Annotated in this window: 19 protein-coding genes; 12 read left to right on the forward strand and 7 right to left on the reverse strand. The window is 65.8% G+C overall.

Features of this window, described 5'->3' with window-relative positions; translation table 11 throughout:
- Both AC27VN_RS02615 and AC27VN_RS02620 read right to left on the reverse strand, forming a co-directional pair.
- The coding region (locus AC27VN_RS02615) for a ferredoxin reductase domain-containing protein (RefSeq protein WP_490875528.1) at nucleotides 1-401 on the reverse strand (401 nt) is incomplete at its 3' end.
- The gene (locus AC27VN_RS02620; RefSeq protein ID WP_296734575.1) at nucleotides 398-1660 is read right to left on the reverse strand and encodes a dienelactone hydrolase family protein; all 1263 of its coding nucleotides are present in this window, start codon (nucleotides 1658-1660) and stop codon (nucleotides 398-400) included. The genes AC27VN_RS02620 and AC27VN_RS02615, both read right to left, overlap by 4 nt.
- Nucleotides 1661-1881: 221 nt before the next feature.
- Between AC27VN_RS02620 and AC27VN_RS02625 the strand changes: the two genes are divergently transcribed.
- On the forward strand, nucleotides 1882-3096 hold the full coding sequence (locus AC27VN_RS02625) for an ABC transporter substrate-binding protein (RefSeq protein WP_256222403.1): 1215 nt from the start codon (nucleotides 1882-1884) through the stop codon (nucleotides 3094-3096).
- A 9-nt stretch (nucleotides 3097-3105) separates the two neighbouring features.
- Here AC27VN_RS02625 and AC27VN_RS02630 read toward each other — a convergent pair whose 3' ends face one another.
- Entirely contained in the window at nucleotides 3106-4104 is a 999-nt protein-coding gene (locus tag AC27VN_RS02630; protein WP_490875529.1) for an AraC family transcriptional regulator, read from the reverse strand.
- Nucleotides 4105-4361: 257 nt separating this feature from the next.
- On the opposite strand from AC27VN_RS02630, the gene AC27VN_RS02635 reads away from it, so the two are divergent.
- The 3 genes from AC27VN_RS02635 to AC27VN_RS02645 all read left to right on the forward strand — a co-directional run bounded on the left by AC27VN_RS02635 (nucleotide 4362) and on the right by AC27VN_RS02645 (nucleotide 6250).
- Nucleotides 4362-4985 (forward strand): YiiG family protein, encoded by a 624-nt coding sequence (locus AC27VN_RS02635; protein WP_490875530.1) that lies wholly within the window; start codon nucleotides 4362-4364, stop codon nucleotides 4983-4985.
- Nucleotides 4982-5908: a hypothetical protein gene (locus AC27VN_RS02640; RefSeq protein ID WP_490875531.1), complete on the forward strand. Its 927-nt coding sequence runs from the start codon at nucleotides 4982-4984 to the stop codon at nucleotides 5906-5908. The genes AC27VN_RS02635 and AC27VN_RS02640 overlap by 4 nt, the downstream gene beginning before the upstream one ends.
- Before the next feature lie 120 nt (nucleotides 5909-6028).
- The gene (locus AC27VN_RS02645) at nucleotides 6029-6250 is read left to right on the forward strand and encodes a hypothetical protein (protein ID WP_093341623.1); all 222 of its coding nucleotides are present in this window, start codon (nucleotides 6029-6031) and stop codon (nucleotides 6248-6250) included.
- Between the two features lie 30 nt (nucleotides 6251-6280).
- On the opposite strand, the gene AC27VN_RS02650 is transcribed toward AC27VN_RS02645, so the two are convergent.
- Entirely contained in the window at nucleotides 6281-6721 is a 441-nt protein-coding gene (locus tag AC27VN_RS02650) for a hypothetical protein (RefSeq protein WP_296794722.1), read from the reverse strand.
- A gap of 179 nt (nucleotides 6722-6900) precedes the next feature.
- Here AC27VN_RS02650 and AC27VN_RS02655 point away from each other — a divergent pair, with 179 nt between their 5' ends.
- The 3 genes from AC27VN_RS02655 to AC27VN_RS02665 all read left to right on the forward strand — a co-directional run bounded on the left by AC27VN_RS02655 (nucleotide 6901) and on the right by AC27VN_RS02665 (nucleotide 8816).
- Complete coding sequence (locus AC27VN_RS02655; RefSeq protein ID WP_490875532.1) at nucleotides 6901-7833, forward strand: alpha/beta hydrolase; 933 nt, start codon at nucleotides 6901-6903, stop codon at nucleotides 7831-7833.
- A gap of 111 nt (nucleotides 7834-7944) precedes the next feature.
- Nucleotides 7945-8175 (forward strand): hypothetical protein, encoded by a 231-nt coding sequence (locus tag AC27VN_RS02660; RefSeq protein ID WP_490875533.1) that lies wholly within the window; start codon nucleotides 7945-7947, stop codon nucleotides 8173-8175.
- A 128-nt stretch (nucleotides 8176-8303) separates the two neighbouring features.
- On the forward strand, nucleotides 8304-8816 hold the full coding sequence (locus tag AC27VN_RS02665; RefSeq protein ID WP_296787731.1) for a hypothetical protein: 513 nt from the start codon (nucleotides 8304-8306) through the stop codon (nucleotides 8814-8816).
- A 71-nt stretch (nucleotides 8817-8887) separates the two neighbouring features.
- Here AC27VN_RS02665 and AC27VN_RS02670 read toward each other — a convergent pair whose 3' ends face one another.
- Together AC27VN_RS02670 and AC27VN_RS02675 are read right to left on the reverse strand one after the other, a co-directional pair.
- Nucleotides 8888-10510, reverse strand: a complete 1623-nt coding sequence (locus AC27VN_RS02670; protein WP_490875534.1) for a putative phage tail protein — start codon at nucleotides 10508-10510, stop codon at nucleotides 8888-8890.
- A gap of 192 nt (nucleotides 10511-10702) precedes the next feature.
- Complete coding sequence (locus tag AC27VN_RS02675; protein WP_490875535.1) at nucleotides 10703-10960, reverse strand: hypothetical protein; 258 nt, start codon at nucleotides 10958-10960, stop codon at nucleotides 10703-10705.
- A gap of 113 nt (nucleotides 10961-11073) precedes the next feature.
- Here AC27VN_RS02675 and AC27VN_RS02680 point away from each other — a divergent pair, with 113 nt between their 5' ends.
- The 3 genes from AC27VN_RS02680 to AC27VN_RS02690 all read left to right on the forward strand — a co-directional run bounded on the left by AC27VN_RS02680 (nucleotide 11074) and on the right by AC27VN_RS02690 (nucleotide 12626).
- Nucleotides 11074-11388, forward strand: a complete 315-nt coding sequence (locus AC27VN_RS02680) for a hypothetical protein (RefSeq protein ID WP_490875536.1) — start codon at nucleotides 11074-11076, stop codon at nucleotides 11386-11388.
- Between the two features lie 152 nt (nucleotides 11389-11540).
- Complete coding sequence (locus AC27VN_RS02685; RefSeq protein ID WP_490875537.1) at nucleotides 11541-12104, forward strand: hypothetical protein; 564 nt, start codon at nucleotides 11541-11543, stop codon at nucleotides 12102-12104.
- A 342-nt stretch (nucleotides 12105-12446) separates the two neighbouring features.
- Entirely contained in the window at nucleotides 12447-12626 is a 180-nt protein-coding gene (locus AC27VN_RS02690; protein WP_490875538.1) for a hypothetical protein, read from the forward strand.
- Nucleotides 12627-12662: 36 nt separating this feature from the next.
- Here AC27VN_RS02690 and AC27VN_RS02695 read toward each other — a convergent pair whose 3' ends face one another.
- Nucleotides 12663-12944, reverse strand: a complete 282-nt coding sequence (locus tag AC27VN_RS02695; RefSeq protein ID WP_490875539.1) for a hypothetical protein — start codon at nucleotides 12942-12944, stop codon at nucleotides 12663-12665.
- A 386-nt stretch (nucleotides 12945-13330) separates the two neighbouring features.
- Between AC27VN_RS02695 and AC27VN_RS02700 the strand changes: the two genes are divergently transcribed.
- Together AC27VN_RS02700 and AC27VN_RS02705 are read left to right on the forward strand one after the other, a co-directional pair.
- On the forward strand, nucleotides 13331-14575 hold the full coding sequence (locus tag AC27VN_RS02700; protein WP_490875552.1) for a porin: 1245 nt from the start codon (nucleotides 13331-13333) through the stop codon (nucleotides 14573-14575).
- 32 nt (nucleotides 14576-14607) lie between these two features.
- Entirely contained in the window at nucleotides 14608-16041 is a 1434-nt protein-coding gene (locus AC27VN_RS02705; RefSeq protein ID WP_490875540.1) for a serine hydrolase domain-containing protein, read from the forward strand.
- Nucleotides 16042-16096 lie beyond the last annotated feature (55 nt).

Here is a 16096-nt window from a genome sequence, read left to right on the forward strand (position 1 = left end):
GCGCGCGCCATGCACAGCAGCGGCGTGATGCCGATGCCGCCCGCGATCAGCAGCGGCACGGCCTCGCCCTGGCGCAGCGCGAAATCGTTGCGCGGCGCCTGCGCGAGCACGCGCGCGCCCTCGGCCAGGCCATGCATCCAGGCCGAGCCGCCCGCGCCGGCGGGCTCGTGCAGCACGGCGATCTCGTAGCGGTCCGAATCGCCATGCGGCCGCGCGAGCGAATAGGCACGTTGGCCGGCCTGCCCGTTGGACTGCGTTACCTGCACGCCCAGGTGCGCGCCCGGCGCGAACGCGGGCAGCGCCTCGCCGTTCGCGCTGCGCAGCACGAAGGCCTTGATGGCCGGCGTGAGCGCGCTGACCGAGGCCACCACCAGCTCGAGCATGGAAGGCGCGGTGCTCATCCGAGCGGCAGCGCGGGGTCGGCGATGGTCAGCGCGGTGGACTTGGCCCAGCGCGGCATCAGCGTGTTCGATGGCAGCGTCTCGTCGACCAGCTTGCGCGCGGTCTCCACGCCGGCCACCGGCAGGCCCGTTGCATCGAGCAGGCCGATCTGCGCGAGCACGCTGGCCTGGTCCCAGTAGATGTGCTCGTGGTAGAGCTTGTCGCCGCGGAACTTGACGATGGCCACCAGCGGAATCTCCACCGGCCGGCCCGTGGGCGCGATGCCCGGCAGCATCCAGTCGATCTCGACCGTGTGGGTGAAGCAGAACAGCATCTCGTCGACGATCTGCGTGGCGCCCACGGTGCGCGAGATCGGCGTGAGCCGCGTATCGGGCGGCGTGGTGGGAATGAAGTGGTGCTTGTAGAAGCGCGACAGCTCCTTCGCGCCCACGCCACCGGTCATGGTGGGGATGTGGTTGACGTAGGGCTCGGCGACCATGGTGCCCATGGTGGCGACCACGTCGCGCGTGGCGAACTCGTACTCGCAGTGCTTGTCCCACAGCGCCGACAGGTCGTAGACCGGGCCGATCGCCTCCTTGAACAGCGCCATGGAACGCTGGTGCGCCATCAGCGTCGAGGGCTTGTCGAAGTGGTCGCCGCCGGTGCGCGCGAAGGCATGGTCGACGCCGGGGTAGACGTACATCTGCGCGCCGGGCCGGCCCGCGAAGGCCTCGAGCACCTGGGCGCGCGCCTCGGGCGGGCAGAACTTGTCGAGCTCGGCGAAGTGCAGCGCGATCGGGCACGCGATCTTCGGCACCAGCTCGAGCGCGCCCTCGATGCCGACGCCGTAGTAGCCGACCGCCGCGTCCACGCCCGAATGCGCGGCCGCGAGGTAGGCCAGCTTGCCGCCGAGGCAGAAGCCCAGCGCGCCGACTTTGCCGGTGCAGGCCGGGTGCGCGCGCAGCGCCTGCACGCTGGCCGTCACGTCAGCGATGCCGGCCTCGATGTCGAACTGCTGGAAGAAGCCGAACGCGCGCTGCCAGTCCTCGGGCGAGTAGCCGAGCTCGACGCCGGGCTCCATGCGCCAGAACAGGTCGGGCGCGAGCACCACGTAGCCTTCCTCGGCATAGAGGTCGGCCACCTCGCGCACGTAGTCGTTGATGCCGAAGATCTCCTGGCACAGCACGATGCCGGGGCCGCGGCCCGAGGCCGGCAGGGCCAGGTAGCCGCGGAAGCTCTGCGCGCCGTCGCCGGCCGGGATGTCGATGTAGTGGCTCATCGGGGTGTCTCTTTCGAAGGGGTGGATCGTCGTGGCGGCGATTCTGGCGAGCGCCCGCGCCGGCTGTCTGTCCATTTCCGGCAGCGGGCGGCGCTGCAGGAAATGGATAGCCGCGCCGAGGGGCGCTGCCCAGACTCCGGCTTGCGTACATTTCCCTGACGCTTTTTTCCATCCAGCCTTGCCACCCACGTTCGGCGGACCACCGCCAGAGGAGTTCCTTCATGCCGTACAGACGCCAGCGCACGACCACCGCCGCCGTGCCCTCGGTCATCGCCCTCGCCGCCTTCGCCGCGGTGCTCGCCGTGTCGCCGCAGGTGCGCGCGCAGACCGTCAAGGTCGGCCTCGCGATGGACCTGTCGGGCCCCTTCGCCGTCGGCGGCGCCGAGTCGAAGGCCGGCTTCGCGGTCGCGATCAAGCAGCTGGGCGGCAAGCTCGGCGGCGTGCCGGTCGAGTTCGTCGAGGCCGACACCGCGGGCAACCCCGAGACCGCGCGCCAGGTCGTCGAGCGCATGCTGATGCGCGACAAGATCGACCTGTTCACCGGGCCGGTCGGCTCCTCGGTGGCGCTGGCGGTGGCGCCGCCGCTGTTCGCGGCCAAGGTGCCCTACCTGTCGAGCAACACCGGGCCGAGCGACCTCTCGGGGGCGCGCTGCAATCCCTACTTCTTCGGCGCCTCGTACCCCAACGATGCGTACCACGAGGCGGCCGGCAAGTTCGCGGGCGACAAGGGCTTCAAGAAGGTGGCGCTGATCGCACCGAGCTACCCGGGCGGCAAGGACGCCATCACCGGCTTCAAGCGCACCTACAAGGGCGGCACGGGCGACGAGCTCTACACCAAGCTGGGCCAGCTCGACTACTCGGCCGAGCTCGCGCAGATCCGCGCCTCGAAGCCCGATGCGCTCTACTTCTTCCTGCCGGGCGCGATGGGCGTGGCCTTCATCAAGCAGTTCGTGGGCGCGGGCCTGTCGAAGGACGTGGCGCTGATCTCCACCGCCTTCTCGGCCGACGAGGACATGATCCCCGCGGTCGGCGAGCCGATGCTCGGGCTGTTCAATACCGCGCACTGGTCCTTCGACCTCGACAACCCCGCCAACCAGCGCTTCGTGGCCGCGTTCCGGCAGCAGAACAACGGCCGCAATCCCTCGTTCTACGCGGGCCAGGCCTACGACGTGCTGATGGCGATGGACGCGGCGGTGCGCGACGTCGGCGGCAAGGTGGCCGACAAGCCGGCGCTGCTGAAGGCGATCAAGGCCGCCAACTACAAGTCGGTGCGCGGCGACTTCCGCTATGGCGCCAACAACTTCCCGGTACAGAACTACTACCTGCGCGTGATCGCCAAGGACGGCAGCGGCCGCATCGCCAACAAGGTGATCGGCACCGTGCTGACGAACTACCAGGACACGACCGCGGCGCAGTGCGCGATGAAGTCGTCCTGATCCCGTGCCTCAATGCCGCGCGGTCTCGCGCGGCAGGTGGCCGAAGCGCTCGCGGTAGCAGGCCGCGAAGCGGCTCAGGTGCGAGAAGCCGCAGTTGAGCGCCACCTCGGTCACGCTGGCGCCGTCGTGGCGCGCGAGCTGCGCATGCGCGGCGTCGAGCCGCATGTTGCGCAGCACCTCGCCGGGCGAGCGCTCGCGGTAACGCCGGAACAGCAGCGCCAGCCCGCGCCGCGTGAGGCCGGCGGCGCGCGCCACCTCCTCGAGCGACAGCGGCGTGTCGAGCCGCTCCTGCATGAACTCCTCGGCGCGCCGCAGCTGGCGCAGGCTCGCGGCCTCCGAGCCGTGCCGCGCCTCGTCGTGCCGCTCGCGCACCGAGTTCGGCCGGTGGCACAGCAGGTAGAGCATCAGGTTGTCCTCGCAATGCGAGAGCCAGCGCGCGTCGTAGCCGGCATCGCCCGCCGCGGGCAGCAGCGAGGCGAGGCTGGCCACCATGCGGCGCCATTGCGTGCCCGCCGTGTCGTCGAGCCGGAACGGCATCTCGAAGTCGATCTCGCCCACCGCATCGGCGCCGCGCAGCGGGAAGGCGTGGCGCGCCACCTCCTGCAGCCGGCTCAGCTCGATCTTGAGCATCAGCTGTTCGCAGTCGGCATGCCAGCGCAGCCGCACCGGCTTGTGGGCCGAGATCACCGCGCCCTGTCCCGGATGGATCTGCAGGCTGCCGCCGACATGGTGGATGTCGGCGTGGCCGCGCAGCGGCATCTGCACCAGCACGAAGTTGCCGAGCGCATCGGGCTCGATGTCCACGTCGCAGCCATAGCGCAGGATGCACAGCGAGAGTGCGCTCAGCTCGGCGCGGCAGAAGATCGCATCGACGTCGCCGCGATGCCAGACGCTGCGGTGCGGCTTCAGCTCGCAGGCGATGCGCGCATGGGTTTCGTCCGCCGCGCGGGAACGGAAGACCTCGCGCCCGTACAGCGGCGAGAGTTGCTGACTCGACCATGCTTCCACGGACACTCCTGCGATTTCAAGGTGGGGAACCGAACGCTTGTTGCGTCTTGTGCGGCGGCGAATCTACGTGCAAACGCCGCGGGCCGCCATGGCGGTTGCCCTGAGGCGATGCACACGGAGGTATTCGCGCAGCAAGAAGCCTGCCCGCGGGGCCTGAAGCGCAAAGCAGCGGACGTTGCGATTGCTTGCATGTCGCGCGGCCGTTCTGGCCGAGGGCGTGGCTATCATCCGCGCCCTTCGGGAGAGAAAAGACGCCCATGAGCGAACGAGAAAGAGGGAGGGTGGCGCATGCGCGCCTGCTGCTGCCGGGCCTGTGCTGCGCCCTGCTCGCGGCCTGCGGTCCGAGCGACCGCACTGCGACGGCGCCTTCGAACGCGGCTCCCCCGGCCCTGGCCCGACCCACCCTCGACAGGCTGCAGGCCACCACCCGCGGCGCCTACGGCACGGCCTACTACCGGCTGGTCGCCGACAACCGCAGCGTGGCCGCGAAGTACCGCAGCTACCTGCGCATGAACGTGCCCGGCACGACGCCGAACGCGAGCGCCTTCCATGGCAGTCCCTCCGAGCTGCATCCCATCCTCTCGGACCTCGAGGCCGCGCGCATCGACGGTTCGGGCGACGCGGCGCTCGACGCCGCCGTGGACGGCGTGCTGGCGGCCGGCGACAGGCTGGTCGACGTCTGGACGCCGCTCGACGCCTATTACGCGTCCAAGGGCTTCCTCGAGGACCACTGGGCCCGGGCCCGCGCTGCCGACGACGACATGCGCCGCGCCTTCATCGGCCTGCTCGAACGCATCGACACGCTCGGCACCGAGCTCGACCGCGTGCAGGATGCGCTGCATGCCCAGCGCTCGCCCCGGCTCAAGGAGATCGTCGAATGAGGAAATCAACCGCCATCGTGGTGCTCGCCGCGCTGCTGCAGGCCACCGTGCCGGTGGCGGCCCAGGCCCCGGCCGACGCGGCCACGCCGAGGCAGCAGGAGCAACAGCCTTCCTATGACCTGCGGATCTCGACCGAGAAGCTGGCGTTCCGGGTGTACGTCAACGACCTGCTGATCCAGGCCTTCCCGACCCGGCGGATCGGCTCGATGAGCATGCCGCTCAACCCGGCGATCCTGCGCAGCGGCCCGCAGAAGCTCACGATCCGCCTGCTGCCCGCGGCCGGGCAGGACCGGCTGCCCGACACGGACGACCTCAAGGTGGAGCTGGTCGTGCGCAGCAAGACCGCGCCGCCGCGCAACACCACGCTCTATGAACTGCCCCCGTTGCGCGACGGCAGGCAGGCGCAGTTCACCGACCCGCAGGGCTTCAGCCAGACCGTGCAGTTCGAGGCCCAGGTGCCCTACAAGCTGGCCGGCTGGGAACGCAGCGTGCCGCTCGATGCCGGCGATCCCAAGCTCGAGGCCGAGGTGGTCGAGGCCTACCGCCGGCTGATCGCCGACATCGGGAACAGGAAGGGCGAGGCCTTCATCGGCGCGCTGGCCAAGGCCCAGCGGCTGCTCTACCCCACCATCTACCTGTCGGCCAGGGAGGCGCGCGAGCGGGATGCCGAATGGGTGAGCTTCATCGACAAGGGCACCGGAACCGTCGTGCCGCTCGAGCACCACGCGCTCGAGATCCGCGGCGACGGCAAGCTGGTGCGGCTCCGGCGCACCGATCCGGCCAGCGTCGACGAAGGCGTGGTGCGCATCGCGTACAAGCGGGGGCCGCAGCCCCGGACCATCGTCTACGACATCTACCTGCACCGGCCCGCGCCCGGCGCGAAGCTCGAGCCGATCTGGTACTTCATGACCGACTTCAACTGACGAGCCCTGAAGCCGGCCGCTGCCGATGCCGGATCGCCCACGGCAATCGGTAGCAATAAGTTGAGAACCAAGGTACTATTTCCTGGCTTCACAGGCCTCTCGCGCCTACGCTCGCCTCCCATGCACTCAGCCCACATCTCCGTCGACCTCCAGGATGGCTGGAATGGTTCGTTCTTCTGCAGGGAGACGGTGCGCGGCAGCTATTCGGGCGTGGCCCGGATCACCTGGCACGGCATCCCCAAGGGCGACCTCGTCGTGATGCGCCAACCTTCGCTGGAAGCGGCCGTCGAACGCGTGCGGCTGCGCGGTGGCCAGTTCATCAAGGCACGCACCCAGCCCTGAGCCCGCCCCTCTCGTTCGCGCGCGGCCTCGTCAACCGAGGCTCGAGCGCTTGCAGTTGAACACCGTGCCGCTGTCCGCCGTGCGCAGCATGGGCACCTTGCCCACGAAGCTCAGCGTGGCGCTGGTCAGCCGCCATTCGCCGGCCTTGAACAGCTTGAACAGCGTGGTGGTCTCCACCTCGGAAGTCGGGATCGAATTGAACACGTAGACCGGCTCGCCGGACGATTCGTCCATGCCGACCAGGTCCGCGCGCATCTTGCCCAGCGTCTCGGTCTCGCGCGTCTTCGACCGCACCACGTCGAGATTGACCGTGCGCGAGAACTCGTCGATCGCGATCCTGCGCACCGCGTTGAACGGCGCATTGCCCGCGGCCGGCCCCGGCGTGCAGACGATGGTGGCGGCCGATGCGGCCGTGCAGGAGGCCGCCAGTGCCAGCAGCAGGCAGGCCGGGCGGCTTCTTCGGGTGGTCATGGATCGTCCCTGGTCTGTGGTTCCGGAGGTGGACCACTGTAGCGTGCTGCCATGCCCCCGATCTTCGTGCGCCCGCGTCGCTCGCGCCCCTGCCGACTACAACGATCTTCGTAACTTCCATTCGACGACATCTTCTGACCCAATCGCTCTCCACCAATGCGCAAGCCATTGGCCGCGCGATGCCATCCCGCATCGGCGAGCACAAGCAGGATGCCCCGCGCATCCGCAGCACGAGGAGATTCAGCATGCAGGTTCATCGGATGTTCCGCCGATTCACGTTGGCCCTGGCCGCCGCATTCGTGCTCGGCCTTGCCGCCTGTGGCGGGGGTGGCGGCGGCGGCGGTGGGCTGCCGCTGCTTCCGCCGGTGGCCGGTGAACCGCCACCCGCGCCGCCTCCGTCCAGCACGAGCCGGGTGATCAATGCCACGCTGAAGTCGAATGCGAACGGCGACACCTATCCGATCCAGATCTACCTGCCCGCCGCCTACGATGGCGGGACATCGACCTATCCCGCGATGTACCTGACGGACGGCGATGCGAAATTCAATTTCGGCACGTCGCGCTTCCAGAACTTCGTCGACATCCTCGAGCAGCAGGGCAAGAAGGCCATCGTCGTCGGCATCGGCGGCACCGCGCACCGCAACACCGACTACCTGCCGCCCGGCTCCACGGCGTATCACGACTTCGTCACGCGCGAACTCGTGCCGTACGTCGAATCGAACTACCGCGCCAACCCGGCCAAGCGCATGCTCTCGGGCCTGTCGAACGGCGGCATCTTCGTCGCGAGCGCCTTCTTCATGGAGGGTGCGGGCCAATTCACCTTCCAGTACTTCTTCTCTTCCGAAGCTCCCTTCAACGGCCCGCTGGCCGCGCCGATGGATCAGCTCGAAAAGCAGATGTACGCCAACGCCGGCACCCGCGATGTTCCCGTGACGCTGCTGCTGGCCTATGCCCTCAACAACAGCGGCGGCCCCACGATCACCGCGATGCACGACACCATCGCCAGCCGCAATTACAAGGGCCTGAAGTTGAGCCTGAAGGGGTATGCGGGCGGGCACACGCAGATGGATATCCCTTCGCTTGGAGACATCGCGGCGCGGTTCATCGACTAGCTGCACGCGCTTCGGACCTCGCTCCGCGTGCACCCCTCCTCCTCCTCCCAACGGAGGAGGATGGAACTCCATGGCAGGCACAGAATCGCGGCCAGCCAGAAGGAGTCATCGATGCTCGAGAACAAGACGCTCGTCACCGCCTGCCTTGCGCGGGTCAGCGCGGGGGCGTGGCCGGAGGTCGAGGGGCATCACCTCGAGGTGCTGCAGACGGCGGGGTTGATTGCGCCAGTGGAGACGCCCTCACTGCAGATACATACGAGGCCGGCGCGGCGGTTTGCTTATCAGTTGACGCCGGCGGGGAAGGAGTTGCTTTGGCCGCGGAAGAGTCGGCCCGCGACGTGAACCGACCCGGTGGTTCCGGGAGCACCCGGGCTTCATCCGCTTGTTGACCATCTGGATCCGGCGGACAAAGGTGGATCCGGCATGCTTATGGGTGTACATCTGGATTCAACCCAGCCATCGAAATCCCCATGAGCATGCACATCTGGAACACCCGAAAACTCAGAGACGATCTGGTCCATGACAGGCTCGATGAAACCGATGGCCTCAAGTACATGCTGGCAGCGGCGCTGCTCTATGTGATCCTGAACTATTCAGCGCTCTGGTTCGGTGGCTACCGAAACTGGACCTTGCTCTTCGAGGCCGCCCTCACCCTCGCCATCAGCTTCGTGGGCACGCACGAAGCATTTGTCGCGAACGGTGCGGCTTCCGGGCGCGACTTCGTTCGTCGCTATTGCGTCATTGCGGTTCCCATCGGATTCAAGGTCCTGGCCCTCAATCTTCTGGTGGCGACCCTCATGCACTTTGGACTGCCGCATGTGCTGACGAACGACACGTTTCGGGACCCCGCTTTCGTTTATCGCCTGCTCGTGTTCGTCGCGTCGCTTGCCTACACCATCATCTACTTCATGCGGATTGCTCATCACATGCGCAAGGTGGCGATGGCGACATCGATTCGCGGCGGGGGCGATCGATCTGAATGATGGTACGTCGGCAGAGGTCAGTGCGTTGTTGGCAACGATGAGGTCTGCCACGGCGGATTCGAGGGAAATATCTATGCAGTCGTACCGTTGTTGATGAGTCCGAGATTCGTCAGCGCAGTCACAAGGCTGTCGAGCGCGGCATTCCCAGAACGAGACCCGCTCACTGTCGGCCTTGTCACGGGAGTTGCGCCGAAGAATCCCGCGCTCGCACCGGTATGTGAGAACGTGCCTCCCATGTAGAAGTCCTTCCAGCGAAACGACGTGATGCCGAGATTCCAAGTGTTGTCCGCCCCCGGATACAGCGCGTGCACGCCACTCGAAGGATCGACAGTGAATGCGGTGACCATCACCGATTCCCGAACCTGCAGCTCGAACCGGTCATAGACGATGTTGGGACCGGCTTTGGCGATGAGTCGAACACCGGTCTGGGGATCTCCGCCCTCATTAATGGGTGTTTCCATGTCTATGGAAACACCACGATTCGTCAGGCGATTGGAGCGACTCGAAACGACGATGGCCGTGCCGATTCCCGCGTCACCTCCCCGCCGCACCGCGAGCCGAGTCGCGACGTCGGTCTGGTTAAACACATTCCGCGTCCACGACATCACGTTCGAACTCGGGCTGTTGTTCGTATAGAGCGCCGGCACGCCGATGACGGTGTGGTATTGCGCCTGGGCGTGGATGAACAGCGGCCCCAAGGTGTTCGACTCATCCAGATCGCTACCGATCAGCGTGCACTTCGCGCTCTTGGCATCGAAGTAGGCCCCGTAACCCGTGTTGTGGTCAGTCAAGACGCTCTGGAAGACATTCGCGAAGCAGTTACCGACGTACACCCCGTGGCTTCCATTGGAACGAAACTCGGCCTGAATCAGCATGCCGGCATTCACGTCATTCAACGGCCACGCCGTGAATTGATCGTCAACTGAGAACCCGACGTCTGAATTGAACGATGCGGTTATCTCAGCGCCGTACCAGCCGTTGCAATTGATGTACCGGTCGCCGGCCAGCGCTCCGACGTGGATGCCCTTGCCGTTGTGCCCGTTTGACGCGATACGGATGAAGCTACAGTAATTTGCAGCTATCCAAAGCCCACCTCCTGAAGCACCAGCCTCCGAATAGATTCCCACGCCTTCAATGCGGGCCCGCGTGCCTGCGAGTTTCACGCCCCAACCTGTCGAGCCTGCTTTCTTCGTAACACGCGACGGCAGGCCGGAAGTGCCGCTTTGATAGGTCGACCGATTTCCGTAGCCCTTCAGCGTCACGCCTTCGGGAACCTCGATGCTTGTGATCAGGTAGTCGCGGACCAAGAGGACCTCTGGGATGCCGGAGGATCGTGCGAAGTTAAGCGCGTCTTGAATCTCGACCGTGCTGTCCCGACCGTGAACGGCCCCGAACCACTCCACAACAACTGCGCCGTCGAAGATCCGCTTCCATCGCCGGCCGGTCGCGTCCACGATGACCGTGCCGCCGTTGTCCGCGCTGGTCGTGTCGGAGGTATCCCGCTGGAAAGTTCCCGCCACGCCCGCGCCAGTGATGCGCACGCCAGCAGCGCGCCCTGTGTACGCGCGCAGCTCCGTGTACCCCAGCATCGGCAATGCGTTGTCAAAAATGCTCTGCGCTTCCTCGGCGTCATACCCGTATGCTGCCAAGGTAGCTGGGGCGGCAAGGTCTTCGCGCGTGACATAGGTAGCCATGAAACGGATCTCCTCGCAGTCGTTGAGCAAGGCACGATTGCCAGGGTATCTCGTGACCGCATGAACAGAGACTACCGTTTCACTGTCCACCTGCCATGGTTAAACGTTGATGCTCGTCGGCGCTCCCGCCCATCATCGCGTCAGCGTTCGCAGCTAGTCCTGCCCACGAACCACGGGGCGTTCTGTGATGAGTCAACCTCCGCTATTCGAAGCTGCAAGGACTAGCACTGACGCCCCGCTGAACTTCGACATCCTGCTGCAGCCGGTGCCGGTGCCGGTGCCGCTGAAGCGAGCTCTACGCGCGCGCCGTGCACCAGCACCGCGGGCCAGCAGGCCCTGCGCCGCGGCCGCGCCGAGGCCCTCGCCCACGGGCTTGTCGAGCGCGAAGTTCTGCAGCGCGTGCTGGACCATCGACTGCGGCATCTCCTCGAGCACATCTTCGGACAACACACCTGGGGTGATGGTGTTGGCCGACGATAGCGAGGTCTCTTTGCTGTGATCGCTCGCCTCTTGCTGGCAGTCATACCCGCTCTGCCCGCGATGGCTGCGGCTGAAGTCCGCGCATGCCGGTCGTGGGAATCGGCGATGACGACACCATCACCACACGCTGCGGCGTCGCTGGCAGCTACGAGCAGATAGAAGGTGCGTTTCACAACGGCATCGACGCGCCAGAGAGCGCCAGCCCTTCGGAGAACACACCACAATCCATGTGCCCCCCAATGCCCGGGAAGAATTGGCAGTGGTGCGCGATCGTCGTCGGCAAGCCTGGCGGTCGGCTGCCTGAAGGCCGCGGTCCCTGGTTGGAAGGCGCGACGCCGCGCGCCGCCGTTGGCCGCGCCATTGTTGCGGTGCGGTATGGTGACGAGGTGCCCGATTGACCGGCGTTCCATGCGCTGGCACGCTCGCGAAGATCACCCCTCGCTTAGCAATGCGGACCGCTCAGCGAGCGCCTGATACCTGGGAGCGCTGATTCGCACTGAGCCTGGGCTAATGCCTGTATCGGATCGAAAAGTCTTAAAACGGAGGATCGATGAAGAGTTTTTTTCTTGGCGTCGCTATGTCAGCGGTCGCTCTGGGCGCTGGAGCGCAATGGGCCCAAGAGCCAACGTCTGTCATGGGCGTTGAGCTAGGCGGTCGGAGGGAAGCCATTCCGCCTTGCCCACGTGGTGCAGCCGCGTTCAAATCCAAAACGGTGTGCCTCGAGAGCATCGCGGGAAACCCCGCAGTCGGAATACTGTGGGGGTTGCCGCTGAACTTTACTCGTGACGGCGCCAACGTAAATTTCGTCGATGGCCGTGTGCAGCTCATCACTTTTGCCGTTAGCCGCGATCAGAACTATCAACGCCTCAAGGCAACCCTTGCCGAGCGATATGGCCCCGCCCATATGGTCGAGACTGCTCATGTGACTGCAAACAGCGGCGCGGTGCTGAGCTCGGAGGAAAGTACCTGGGGAGGCCCGAACGTGGTGATTGCGCTCTCCGAACGTTCGGGCAGCATTGACCGATCAGTCGTGATCTTTGGTTATCTTCCCTTGGGCGAGAAAAAGCGCCGAGACGACGCCAGAGACGCAAAGTCAAACGCCTCCAAGCTGTAGTCCTCAACGAGAGCCCGATACCTAGAGGGTGAGGCGGCGGCCACCAATGCGCTGCAAAGCGCGAACGACCACCACGGCGGCTACGCGCTTGCAAAGGGCGCGATGGAGTTGATCCGCCCGGTAGCTGCGCAGTTGGCATCGGCACCTGCTGCCCAGATCGCCTAACGGCATCCGACAGCCGCAAGCCCGCTCTGGCGGGCTTTTTTACGCCTGCTCTCCGGCCGGCACAGTAATCAAGCGGGGATCGCTCGCATGACCAGCAAGATTGCATTCGCGTCTCAAATCACCGCTCGCGGTTTTGCGGCGAGGCCGGCATGCTGGCTCCTTTGAAAGGAAGTTCCCATGCCTACGCGCCCTGACCTCTTCTCCTTCGCCAGCGACCTCGTACAAGCGGACCATCAGAACCTTGAACACTTGCTCGGTGGCACAGGCTGCATGACCGTGGACGATTTCGATCTCCTGCGCAGCTATGTGCTCTTGCAAGACTCGAACGCCAAGCTCGTCTACCGCCTTGAGCCGTAGCCCCCGAAACACGCTGGGGCGGAACCTGCCGCCCTACTACGCCCGCGGCACTCCGAAGCCAAACCCGAACAGCCCGCCCTTCCGCTTGGGCGGCGGCGTCTCTAGGTCCTCCTCGCGCGGTCCGACCGTTAGGTCCTCGACCAGCCCCTGCAGCTGCACCAGGCCAGCCGCCATTGCCGCGCTGTAGGTCTTCTCGGCGCCCTGCTGCTCGTCGACCGCTGTCCACTTGTCGTCAGGGGTGAGCTCCACCAAGCGCCAGCGATACGCCTTGTCGGCGGATTGGACGACAGTGACTGCTAGGTGGCGGAGTGGCTGCATGCACGCATCTTCAGTCGCTGCTCAAGTGACGATCGTCAGACGCTGGCTCGTGATGCGGCCGCGCGAGGACATCCTTCAGGCACGCGTACGTCTCGTGGCCGTTCAGACGCGCCGAGTGCACGAAGCTCATGACGGCCGTGGCTCGCCGGCCAGCGCACTGCTACATCTGACCGTCGATCAGAAAAAGCGATGGCGCCACATCAGCAAACGGTATTTCCTCCTAAGCGCCCTGTCGCTCGATAGTCGCGCCAGTCCACTCAACACCGAAGTGGCGCACAGGAGACCTCCCCTTGAACTTCCCGTCTTTCGAGGACGCCGATGCCGGTGTCCTCTGCTTCCGCTCGCGCGTTCTTCCCGAGAAGCGGCATCCACTCGGCCTAGCCCTACTGGCGCTCGCCGGTACGGCCTCGGCGCAGTCATCGGTGACCCTGTTCGGCGTTGTGGACGCAGGCGTCAGCCATTTCGAAACAGTCAGCGAGTACCGCCCGGCGTTCGATCCGCGGCGCCCTTCTGCCGCCCTGCTGGTGCGCGTGCCGAGGGTGACGCAGAGCCAGACCACGCTCTCGCGCGGTGGCTACCGCGGTAGCAGCTTGGGCTTTCGCGGCACGGAAGACCTAGGCGGCGGCCTGGCGGCGAGCTTCTGGTTGGAGTCGAACATCGGCAACGACGACGGGAAGACGGCCCTAGCCTCGTTCGCCAAGCGGTCCACGGTAAGCCTGTCGGGCGGCTTCGGCGAGCTGCGGCTGGGCCGGGACTACACGCCGATCTTCCGCAATGACTCGCTGGCCGACCCGTTCGCTGTGCAGGGCGCGGGCCTTTCCGTGATTGCGCGCGTCAACAGCGCTTCGTCCACCTTCCTGGGCGGCGCTCCGGCCGGCGTGGCCGCTGGCGACAACTACGCGCGGGCTAGTAACAGCATCAGCTACTTCCTGCCGCCGAACCTTGGCGGCTTCTATGGGCAGGTGCAGTACGCCTTTCCCGAGAACATCCATTACAGCCCTGAGCTCACGCCGACGAACGAGCGCGGGCGCTACATGGGCGGACGCTTCGGCTACGCCAAGGGCCCTCTCAACATGGCACTGGCACTCGGTGAAGACAATAAGGACCGCCTGCCTTCGGGTTCCGCGGCCAAGCCACCCGTCGATGCCGGCGGCGAAGACCGGCTGAAGACCGTCAGCCTGAGCGCCACCTACGATTTCGGCCCGGTCAAGCTGCTGGGCGAGCTGTCGCAGCTGCGGCACCGGCGCGCGCAGGCACAGCCCTGGGCACAGGACCACACCGACAAATACAACGGCTATCTCGTGGGCGCCACGGTGCCTATGGGCCCCGGGCTCATCCGCGCCTCCTTCGGCCACGTGAAGTACCGGCCCGGCAGCACCGGCCTGCCGGGAGATACGGCACAAGGCGCAAGTGCTAGTGAGTGGGCACTGGGCTATGTGCACCACCTGTCCCGCCGCACGGCGCTATACGCCACGCTCGCACGCGCTCGTATCCGCGACGGCCAGAACGACAAGGCCATCGGCTCCGTGACGAACGCAAGCGATTCACCCTATCCGGGCTACCTGGCAACCAGCGGCTGGCGCCCACGCAGTGCCATGGGCTACGACTTCGGCATCCGGCACATCTTCTGACCCCTGTTCTCATGCATCCCTCCCTTCATTCCATGCTGACCTCCACCTCCACCTTTGCTCTTCATTCACTTGCCGTGGCCGTCTTCCTCGCCTTCGGCGCGGGCGCCCAGGCCCAGCCCGCCGCAGCGCCAGCAGATGCTTCTCCAGAAGAACAGAACGTGGGCCCGCTTCAATCACGGCCAGCAAGTCTTGACACAACCCCGACCAGCATCATGCAAGGATTTCCGCCACCTGCTGACAAGCGCGTCACGCGCGCTAACTGGCTTTCTCCCCCGTATTTGCGTTGGTCGTTGCGCAACGCACGCGAGGTAGGCCCAACAGCAGGCGTTAGCAGCGCTGAAACCGCCGCCGCGCTACCTACAGCCGGCGAGGAGCTGCCGCTCGAGGGCATGACGCTGGAACTTCCCGGGGGGCGCACGGCAACGTTCGAACAATATTTGGCCGGCAATGTGGTCGACGGGCTGATCGTGTTGCATCGCGGTCGCGTGGTCTACGAACGCTACCTCGGCGGGATGAAGAAGCGAGACATGCACGGCTGGGCATCCATGGCAAAGTCGGTTGTCGGCCTACTCGCGGCGCAGTTGATTCACGAGGGCCGGCTGGACCCAAACGCTCCGCTGTCTCGATATGTACCCGAGCTAGGCGAGAACCCCCTTGGCAAGGCGACCGTGCAGCAAAACCTGAACATGGAAGTCGCGCTTGCGTATCCGCCGCAACTGCCGCCGGATATCGGACTGTTCACTGCAGCAGGACTGTTGCCTGCGCGCGAAGGGATGCCGGGAACGATCTACGACTTTCTCAAGATCGCACCCCGCCCGGTTGAGGCACCGCATGGCAGCGTTTTCTATTACCAGAACAGTGCCACGGAGGCTGTGGCCTGGGCACTGCGGCGTGTCACCGGACGCTCTTTGGCGCAACTCGCTTCCGAGCGAATCTGGCAGCCAATGGGAGCACAGGACGACGCCTACTACACGCTGGACTCCCTAGGCACCGAGTTTGCCGCAGGCGGTCTGTCAAGCACTCTGCGCGACGCCGCGCGCTTTGGCGAACTGGTACGCAACGAGGGCCGCGCCGGAAGTCGACAGGTCGTCCCATCCCTGGTCGTCGCCCGTATCCTTGCAACGCCTTCAGCGGCCAACCAGGAGCGCCTCGCGCGCGCAGGCCGCCCTGCAACTGGCTATGGGGACTACTGGTGGCACGCGATGGACACTGAAGGTGCGGTGTACGCGTTAGGTCGCTTTGGTCAACGCTTGTACGTCGACCGGGTGAACCAGATCACGATCGCGCAGTTTGGCGCCTATGCCGACACGCGAGCCCGCTCGACGCAAGTCGACCAGGCCGTCGCTCCGCAAGCAGACGAACTTCAAACAAGTGCAGGGTTAGTCGCACTGGCACGAGCGATCTCCAGTCGCATCACCCGCGCCTCGGCCAGTGGCGCGCAAGATCACGTCTCCAGCAGACATTGAACACCGGCGTTGACCACCCCGCCAGGCGTGTATTCGGGGATCGAAACTGAAAGTT

It is taken from the genome of Variovorax sp. 20P10.2.4, assembly GCF_058244205.1.